The organism is Mycobacterium sp. E2462, from assembly GCF_001672685.1.
GTDB lineage: Bacteria > Actinomycetota > Actinomycetes > Mycobacteriales > Mycobacteriaceae > Mycobacterium.
In genome coordinates this window covers 13,897-20,753 of the sequence record NZ_LZKC01000307.1, presented here as the reverse complement: position 1 = coordinate 20,753, position 6,857 = coordinate 13,897, and the positions used below count along the sequence as shown (strand labels likewise).

The following is a 6,857-nucleotide window of genomic DNA, read 5'->3' as shown; positions in this document are numbered from 1 at the left end:
GCGGCGTCGCCTTCACTGTTGGCTTTCCGTTGCGCCCTTGCCCAGCACACGGTTCAGGGCCATGGTGATCCCGGCCAGGGTCACGCAGGCGGCCACGACGATCAGCGCGACGTTGCGTCCTCGACGGTTAGCCGGCTGCGGCGCGGGCGGTCTGCTGATCGGCCGGGCGGCAAATGGAGCCCGCCCGGTTCCTGGCGGCACGTCATAGGTCAACGCCGCGACCGGGTCGATCACCCCGAAGCCGGTTGCCGCGTTGGGGCCGGCCCCCGGGGTCTGCGCGGTGCGTTTAATCCGTTCCATCACCTGCCCGGCTGACATCTCGGGAAAGCGGGCGCGGACCAAAGCAACCAGACCGGACACGAACGGAGCGGCGAAGCTGGTGCCGTTGACCGCCACCAGGCCGTGCTGCGGATCCTGCCAGGCGTTCATCAGCCCAGAGCCGTTGGGATTCAAGGACGTCAGTTGCTCGCCGGGGGCGGCCAGACTCACCCACGGTCCATGCAAGGAGAAATCACTGGGCTTGCCGTCCGGTGCCACGGCGCCGACGGTCAGCACATAATCCCGAAACCATGCCGGGCTGGTGATCGTGCGCACCGAACGCCACGCATCGGCGAGCGGAAGGTTTGGATCGCGCGCCTCGTTCTGGGCGCTGCACAGCCCTTGAGCGCTGAGATTTCCCGCCGCCGCGACCACCACGACGTTTCGCTCGAACGCGTACCGAACGGCCTGCCCGACGGCCGCATCATCCAATGCCGCGCCCACGGGTGCACACGCCGCCTCGGACAGGTTGATCACTGTGGCGCCGACATCCACCGCGTGAGCGATCGCCAAGGCCAGCGTGTGCGTGTTGCCGTACCCCGGCGATACCGCGTTCGGGTCGTTTTGGGCGGATCCACTTCCCTTGACCGAGTACAGGTCACTGTTTTGGCGGATCGACAGAATGGTCGCCTCGGGTGCCACACCGGCGAACCCATCGTCGGGACTGGGGGCCGCAGCGATCAGTCCGGCCACCAGCGTGCCGTGTGCATCGCAGTCGACCAGGCCGTCCGTCGACGACACGTAGTCGCCACCGGGCTCGAGCGCACGCAGCCGCGGATTGGGCGCCACACCGGTATCGATCACCGCCACCTTCTGACCGGCTCCTCGCGAAAACCGCCAGGCGGCAGAAAAATTGAGCATGACGTCGGAGCTGGGGCGCTGTTCGAACCGGCTGCCGGGAACTACCGCGCCGATCCCGCAGGCGACCTTCTGCTCGGTCGGCTCCGGTGGCGCGACGGGACCCACGGGCGGCCCGCCAGGGGGCACCAGCGGCGGCTCGATGGCCACCGCGGACGCCGGTGCGAGGGCCGTCGCGGCTATGAACAGCACGCCCGCAAGGGGCACCACCCGCCGCTTCACGCGCCGCTCAATCGGTCGTAGGCGCCGATCACCCACAAAGCCAGCGGTATCAGCGCAGCGGTCAGCAGGTAAGTCGAGTAGTCCAGCATCGTCTTCAGCCGCTGGGACCCGGGGTGAGCGCGTATTCCGAGGACCGAGAGGCCGGCGATCAGCGTGAGCACGATCACCCACCCTGCCAGCGACTGCAATCGGCTACCGCCCTGCGCCAGAATACAACTCAGTGCCGCCAAGCCGCCCGCGGGAACGGCCAACCCGGCGCGTTCCAGGGCGGTACCGGGGCGTTGAACGTAGCATCCCAGCGCGGCAGCGCAGGTCCACGCGAACGCGAGATCCGACCATGCGGGGGTGCCGCGAGCGGTGAGAACTACCGCCACGCCGAGGGCGGCGGTGACGGCCAGGCCGGTATAGAGCGCCGAACGCGTCAAGGTTTCCGATCTGCTGCGGGACCACACATCCTGCTCATCGACCGCGCCCGGGCCCCCGTCGCCTTCCGTGCCGCGTCGGCGCCGAGCGGCACGGGCGAAGCGCACCGGCAGGCGCGGCACCAGGCGGCAGCCCAACGTGGTGAACACGGCCAGCAAGCTAGCCGTCACGCCGACGCCGGCGCCGGCCGTGTGTGCGGCCAGCGCGAGGGCAGCGAACCCGGAAATCACGCCGGCGCTGAGATAGCCCCAGTGCCCGGTGCCGATGACGCGAAACAGGGCGCCGGCCAAGAGAACAAGCGCTGTGCATCCGCTCGCCAACGCATAACCACCCCACCCGCGCAACGCCAGCCAGCCGACTGCCGCCGCGACAGGCAGTGTCGCCCACCCCAACGTCGCGCCCACGTCGGACTGGTGGTGTGAGCGATGGGCCAAGGCCGCGGTACCGGCGAGCATCAGCGCCGTGACCACAGCCAACCCCAGCAGCACCGCCCGGTGCGGGGCGAAAATGGGGGAGAGCAAGAAGTAGACCCATACCGCGGTGCCGAGGTAGACACCGGCGAACGTCATCACGCGGGCCGCCCGCCAATCCCACGCAGCGCTACCGGTTTTGTTCAGGCGCGCTGCGGCATCCACCACGTCGTCGTACAGCGTCGGCGCGCACAACGCGCGCTCGGCGGTCAACCGCAGCAGCTCGCCCTCGGCGACGCCGGCTTGGCGCAGCGTGCGGTCCGCCGGCAGCGCCGCCGTGCCGTCGTGACGGGTCAGCACCCAGACGTCGTGTCTGGCCTCCGCGGGCTCGTCGAGTGAGTCGGTGTTGACGCCGTCACGCAGCCTCGCGACCTTCACCAGCTCCAGGGTCAACCCGGCGATCGGCACGTCCAACGGCAGTGACACGTCGACCTGAGTCCGGCTGCACAGGAACGACACTCGCACCCGCTCCGGCACGGGCGAGATCGTCGCGGCGTGCCCACGACCACGGGGGTCGGTCATCGGTCCGGTGCCCACGACAGTTGGATCACGTCGCTGCGGACCGTTCGGGAGATCAGCATGCCGCGCCCCGGCGGCATCAGCTGGGCTTTGTAGCCGAACAGCGCGCCTTCCTCCTTGGTGCCGCTCATCACGAGACCGTGGCACGACAAATCCCTGAGCCGCCCGACGATCGGATCCATCAGGGCCCGCGCCGCTCCGCCGATACGTCGGGTGACGACGACCCGCAGACCGATGTCTCGTGCCTGGGCCATGTATTCGACGATCGGGGCCAGCGGGTGGTTCAAAGAGCCACCCGGAATCAGGTCGTAGTCGTCGATCAGCACGTACAGATCCGGGCCGTGCCACCACGACCGCTCCTTGAGCTGCTGCTGGGTGATGTCACTGGGCGGCAACCGATCCTGCAGCGACGCGCCCAGCGCGGTCATCAACTCTCCGCAGGACTGCGCGGCCGTCGCGTATCCGCCGAGGTATTCGTTCTCGACGGCACCGAGCAAGGTCCGGCGGAAATCGACCAGGATGATCTTGCACTCCTGAGGCGAGGCGTTCTCCATCAACCCCTGGGCGATGTTGCGCAATAACGCGGTCTTACCGCATTCACCGTCACCGAAGACCACCATGTGTGGCTGGGCGTCGAAATCGAGTACCACGGGCGCCAATTCGGACTCGCTGAGACCGATCGCAACCTTGGCCTTGCTCAGTGCACCCGCCCGCCGGGCGGCCTCGACGACAGCGTCGCGGCCGACGTTGTGCGGCAGCATCCGCACCCGCGGCGCCTCCCGGTCACCGTAGAGCTGGCGCACCGCCGCGCAGGCGTCGGCCACACCGGAGGGCAGGTCCTCGACGTCGGAGCTGGAGTCCAGGCGCGGCAACCCGATCAGGATGTGTAGGCGTTCGGGGCTCATGCCGCGGCCGGGCCGCCCGACCGGCACAAGCTCGGCCCACTTGCGGCCGACGTCGCTGTCGACCGGATCGCCCATCCGCAACTCCACGCGGGTGCCGAGCATGTCCTTGACGGCCGGGCGGATCTCCATCCAGCGACTGGCGGTGATCGCCAGGTGGATGCCGTACGACAGGCCCTGGATCGCGATGGCCTGCAACGCAGGTTCCAACAGTTCGAAATCGCTTCTGATGGTCGCCCAGCCGTCAACCACGAGCACGACGTCGCCGAAGTGGTCGTGGCTCAGCGGGTCTCGGGCGGCGACCTCCGGCGGCATGGCCGCCAGTTGCGCCTTGCGCTGGCGGAAGTCGCGCATCGATTCGATTCCCAGATCGCGGAATCGCAACTCGCGCTCACGCAGCAATCCGCTGACCTCGGCGACCGTGCGGCGGATGCGATCGGCGTCCATGCGGCCAGCGACGCTGCCGACGTGGGGGAGGGTGGTCAGGCTGCCCAGGGTGCCGCCACCGAAGTCCAGACAGTAGAACTGCAGCTGTTCGGGAGTGTGCGTGGCCGCCGCGGCCATGATGAGCGTGCGGATCGCCGTCGATTTGCCCGACTGCGGGCCGCCCACCACTGCCACGTTGCCCTGGGCCCCGGACAGGTCGACCACCAACGCATCGCGGCGCTGATCGTAGGGGCGGTCCACCACGCCGATGGGTAACCACAAGCGCCCATTGAGGTTTCCGGGGTCGTTCCAGGTCTGACTGGGCAAGAGGTGGTTGACCGGGGGACTGGCTTCCAGGGGCGGCAGCCAGACTTCGTGGGCGGGGCGGCCGTGGCCACGCAGCCTGTCGACCACCACGTCGAGCAGCGTGATTTTGCTCGGTCCGGACGCCGCCGCAGCGGGCTCGTCGACGCCCGCGTCGAGCGGGGCGACGGTGGGGACCGGATCTTTGTCGACGGGGGTGGCGGTGAAGAGCTTGGCCGCCTGCGCACCGAGCAGCGTCGTCCTGCCGGTGCGCGCCGAGAGCCGGGGACTCACGTATTCGCCCGAGACGTACGACGAGTTGAACCGGACCGGTTCGTCGGCATCGCATTTCAGGAAGGCCGAGCCCGGAACGCTGGGCAAGTGGTAGGCGTCCGGGACCCCGAGCACACTGCGGGACTCGCCGGCGGAGAACGTCTTCAGGCCGATCCGGTAGGACAGGTGCGAGTCCAGGCCGCGCAGCTTTCCTTCCTCGAGGCGCTGCGACGCCAACAGCAGGTGGATGTGCAGCGAACGGCCAAGTCTACCGATCATCACGAACAGCTCAGCGAAATCTGGCTTCTGCGAGAGCAGTTCGGAGAACTCGTCGACCACGATGAACAATGCCGGCAGTGGGTCCAACTCGGCGCCGTTGGCCCTGGCGCGTTCGTACTCGGTCACGTTGGGGAAGTTACCGGCCGAGCGCAGCAGTTCCTGGCGCCGATTCATCTCGCCGGCCAGGGCGTCGCGCATCCGGTCGACCATCGTCAGCTCGTCCTCGAGATTGGTGATGATCGCCGCGATGTGGGGCACACCGTCGAGCCCCAGAAACGTTGCACCGCCTTTGAAATCCACCAAGACCAGGTTCAGCACCTCCGGCGAGTGCGATGTGATCATCGCCAGAACTAAGGTGCGCAGGAATTCCGACTTCCCGGACCCGGTCGCGCCGATGCACAGGCCATGCGGGCCCATGCCGGCCTCGGCGGACTCCTTGATGTCCAGTTCCAGCGGTTGTCCGGACGGGGTGTACCCCACGGGGACCCGCAGGCGGCTGCGGGGTGTGAGCCGTCGCCACACGTCCTCGGGGACGATCTCGGCGGCGTCGGGGATCTTGAGCAGTGCCATCAGCCCCGGATCCGTTGCCCGGGTGTCGGATTCCAACGTGACGATGTGAGCGGCGCCGCCCAACTGGTACCGCCCGAATGCCCGCGCGGTGGCTGCCGCCTCGGCCAGCGTCAGGCGGTCCGGCGTGGCGAAACGCTCCATGCCCGCCGCGGTGCGGGCCCCGATGTCGTCGCCGTCGGCGACCAACTGCAGCCCGCGCCGCGACGCCGGCCCCTGCCGGGGGCCGTTGAGGTCGAGCACGGTCACGCTGTCGAGTCCGGCGTCGGCCACCAACCGCTCGTCGCCAGTGACCTGGCCGTCGTCGATGATCACGACCAGTTGTGGCAAGCCCTGTTTGGGCTGGGCGTTCCGGGTGAACCGGCCGCGGTCCGCGAGGTCGTTCGCCAGCGAGCTCTCCAGCAGTTCGAGCGAGGGGAACAACATCCGCATGCTCCCGCACCCGTCTCGTGCCGAGGGGTGCTGCGCCTGCGGCAGCCATTTGACCCAGCTCCAGCTGTCGTGTTCCGGGTTGGCGGTCACCAGCGCGACGTGCAGATGATCCGGGCCGTGAAAGGCGCACAATTCCAGGAGCATCGAGCGCACCAACTGCCGACCGAGTTCCCGATCGCCCTCGAACGTCACCACCGGAAAGGCGCGCAGCGACACCGCTGTTGGCAGGGCATGCACCACCGAATGCGTGGTGACGAAGCGCCGCAAGGCATTGGTCGACACCGGCTCCAGGTCTTCGGGCGGCCCGGTTTCGGGTGCCATCAGCCGGGTCGCCAGCCGGTGGGTACCCACCCCGACACGCACGTGGCAGAAGTCGTGGTCGGTGGGGCGGCGCTCCCACATGCGCCGCGTACCGGCCACATCGATGAGGGTCCGCGGGTCGGGATGACTCCACTCCAGCGCGGCGCGCTGTGCTTCCCCGGTGGCGTTCGCGTCGTCGCGCAGGCCGGCCAGGTAACTGAAGAAGTCCTTGCGTTCTTCGTCGAGTTCGGCCGCGGCCTTGCCCACTCGGCCGCTGCCGCTCATGAACATGCCGGCCACCGACATCACCATCATCATCGGAAAGATCAGGAACGTCGGATTCCGGCTGACGTCGCGTCCGCCGACCGTGATCATCAACGCGATCATGCCGACGCTCGCAACGACCATCATCAACGGCATCAGCTTGCTCAGCAGGCTGCCCGGAATGAGGCGCGGCACGTCCGGAGGGGATTGAAGGGCGACCTCTCCGCCGGGCATGCGCGGCGGCGCGACACGGAGGCGACGGACGAAACCTTGCCTGCCCAACCTAACTCCTGTGCCTCTG

General features: G+C 68.4%; 3 protein-coding genes. All 3 read right to left on the bottom strand.

The window, feature by feature from the left end; translation table 11 throughout:
- Window positions 1–12 precede the first annotated feature (12 nt).
- From mycP to eccCa, 3 genes are read right to left on the bottom strand one after another with little or no spacing between them, the layout of a single operon-like run.
- On the bottom strand, window positions 13–1,398 hold the full coding sequence (gene mycP, locus A5714_RS15735) for a type VII secretion-associated serine protease mycosin (protein ID WP_082959774.1): 1,386 nt from the start codon (window positions 1,396–1,398) through the stop codon (window positions 13–15).
- Window positions 1,395–2,813 (bottom strand): type VII secretion integral membrane protein EccD, encoded by a 1,419-nt coding sequence (gene eccD / locus A5714_RS15730; RefSeq protein ID WP_156747340.1) that lies wholly within the window; start codon window positions 2,811–2,813, stop codon window positions 1,395–1,397. The genes mycP and eccD overlap by 4 nt, the downstream gene beginning before the upstream one ends.
- Window positions 2,810–6,838: a type VII secretion protein EccCa gene (eccCa, locus tag A5714_RS15725; RefSeq protein WP_068286508.1), complete on the bottom strand. Its 4,029-nt coding sequence runs from the start codon at window positions 6,836–6,838 to the stop codon at window positions 2,810–2,812. Before eccCa ends, eccD begins: the two co-directional genes overlap by 4 nt.
- Window positions 6,839–6,857 lie beyond the last annotated feature (19 nt).

Bases quoted from the DNA above. Each gene is read 5' to 3' on its own strand.
- eccD (WP_156747340.1), bottom strand. From the start codon at position 2,813: ATGACCGACCCCCGTGGTCGTGGGCACGCCGCGACGATCTCGCCCGTG.